Annotated in this window: 2 protein-coding genes; one reads left to right on the top strand and one right to left on the bottom strand. The window is 57.1% G+C overall.

What is annotated here, in order from left to right; genetic code table 11:
• Positions 1-149: 149 nt before the first annotated feature.
• Positions 150-635: a DUF2844 domain-containing protein gene (locus tag ACRXB1_RS35685; RefSeq protein ID WP_069638358.1), complete on the bottom strand. Its 486-nt coding sequence runs from the start codon at positions 633-635 to the stop codon at positions 150-152.
• A 505-nt stretch (positions 636-1,140) separates the two neighbouring features.
• On the opposite strand from ACRXB1_RS35685, the gene bamC reads away from it, so the two are divergent.
• On the top strand, positions 1,141-1,662 hold a 522-nt coding region (gene bamC / locus ACRXB1_RS35680; protein ID WP_449494727.1), incomplete at its 3' end, for an outer membrane protein assembly factor BamC.

Below are 1,662 nucleotides of genomic sequence, written 5' to 3'. Positions count from 1 at the left end.
TTGCACTCGACGTTGGGCTACGTCAGTCCGATGCAGTTCGAGCGGGACTGGTACGCTGCCCAGAACCAACGGGTGGCATAATCTCACTCAGTTAAGGGATCCGAAATTCGCGGGCAACGTCAGGTCGGACTATTTCGCATGATTCCCCCTTATTCGATGTCAGCCGCAGCAACGCCGGCGGGCAGCGCATCGGGAAGCCAGGCGCGGCCGCTGAAGTCGCGAAGGCGCACGTGCGTCTCCACGACAAAATCGCTGCCGTCCACCCGCGATGAATGCAGTCCGCTTGCGCTCTCCAGCGCAGCGCTCGCGCCTTGCCGATACCGGTCGAACCAGGTGCCGAGCAACGCCGATACATCGGGCATGGCTGGCCCATCCCAACTGACCGCGTAGACCAGTCCCGTCGCTGGCGATAAGTATTGCCGCACGCGGATCTGGTTGGCATCGGTTGTTTCCTGCCAGCGAACCGCACTGTTACCGGCTTGATGAATCACCGCTGCAAGCGCGTTGGAGGTACCCGAACCAATCGCAGCATTGCCGAGCGTCGATCCCAGTTGTGCATGCACTGAGCCAGCCGCTGCAGCCAGCAAGACAGCGCTCGCTGCCCGAAGTGAGGTGAGCGTATGTAGGTAAGACATGATGTACTCCGTTCTCGTGGCCATTCTTGTTATTGAGGCTTAATTTTAAGATGACGAAGTAATCAGGAATCAAGTAAGGAAATATCTTGTAGGGTCTTTCGTGCGGCTCAAAAAATTAGTTAAAACTGCTTATTAAACAAAGTGTTGGTGATGAATTAATGACTAGGACAATACAAGATCGATTGTCATAAATTGTCGCTCAAAGCGTGGGTGCGACTATTTTTGAGATTTCAATTGAGCGATGCGGTCTGAACCGATACTGAAACGATGCGCTGGGACGACACAAAAAGTGGATCTCGAAACGGCGCAATTGAGGGTGCGCCGCGACGCAATGATCCGTCCGTTTCAGCGCGCAGATTTCATCTTTGAAGGTAAATAGCCGGCTCAGCCCACGACCATTGCAGACCTGCGAGAGCACTGTTTTTGCACGGCGGCGCGCGGGACCGGTAAAATGCTTGGTTGATCCACGGAAAACGCCGTGGCGTAGCGGAAGGATTTCCCAAACATGACAGATTTTCGTGTGAACAAGCCGGCTTTGAAGGTGGCAGCCCTCCTGTTGGCGGGTGGCCTGGTTGCCGGATGTGGTACGTCGTCGCCTAACGCAATCAATTACAAGAGCGATTCCCGGTCAAAGCAGGCATCCCTTGCCGTCCCGCCCAATCTCCTTGAGGAATCGGGCGACCAGCGCTCGTTGCCGCCGCAGGGTGGACAGGCGTCGCTGTCCGACCTCCAGCAGACGCAGAAGGTCGCGCCGAGCGCGCCTACGGTGATTCCGCCGGTTTCCGGCATGCATATCCAGCGCGACGGTACGGAGCGGTGGCTGGTCATCGACAACAAGTCGCCGGAACAAGCGTGGCCGCAGATTCGCCGCTTCTGGCAGGAACAGGGTTTTCTGCTCGTTGTGGACGCGCGTGACAAGGGCGTCATGGAAACCGACTGGAACGAAACGCATCCGCAGATTTCAGACGGCCTGATTCGCAACACGCTGTCCATGGCAACGGGCAACTCGTACGTGGCCGCCGAGCGC

The sequence above is a fragment of the Caballeronia sp. M23-90 genome (assembly GCF_053574605.1).
Note: the sequence above shows the minus strand (reverse complement) of the source record. Positions and strands in the feature narration are given on the sequence as shown.